The sequence below is a fragment of the Streptococcus sp. HMSC034E03 genome (assembly GCF_001811505.1).
Classification (GTDB): Bacteria; Bacillota; Bacilli; order Lactobacillales; family Streptococcaceae; genus Streptococcus.
This window is the reverse complement of record NZ_KV804945.1, coordinates 1-467: the sequence shown is the minus strand read 5'-3', so window position 1 is coordinate 467 and position 467 is coordinate 1. Positions and strand designations below refer to the sequence as shown.

Sequence of the window (467 nt, the reverse complement as noted above, 5' to 3'; positions counted from 1 at the left end):
TGCACTACTCCTTTCTTCTAATTTTTAGTGTTATATCCATATTCAGGATTTGTTGCTTTAAAATCAGCTATGTATTTACTTTCTAACGCAAGTAGTTCATTTTCTGTGCCATCTTTTAACTTGTCGATAACCTCATAAGTCCAGTCTGTGATATCGCTTTTTTTCATCACTTCATGAAAGTAACTTCCTGATTGTGCTTTAAAATGTTGGAACCAACGAAAAATAGGATGATTAACAGTTTTTCCGATATAGACCTTACCAGTCTGTTTGTGGGTAATCTTATAGATAAAACCAACGATGTCCCCATTCTTGTATGTTCTAATATCTTCAGCAACCCTGTTCTCATAAAATTGTTCTTCATGCTCTAAGCAACAAAAATAATAACCACTGTAATTATTGTTCTTTATATCAATTCTATTGACAGGATTTTCTCCACAAAATTTACACGGAATTTTTTCGGTCCAAAA

1 protein-coding gene is annotated in these 467 nt (G+C 32.5%); it reads right to left on the bottom strand.

The annotated features are described in order from the left end of the window. Positions 1-17: 17 nt before the first annotated feature. Positions 18-467 (bottom strand): GIY-YIG nuclease family protein (locus HMPREF2805_RS01080; RefSeq protein WP_148131565.1); only part of this gene is annotated, 450 nt, incomplete at its 5' end.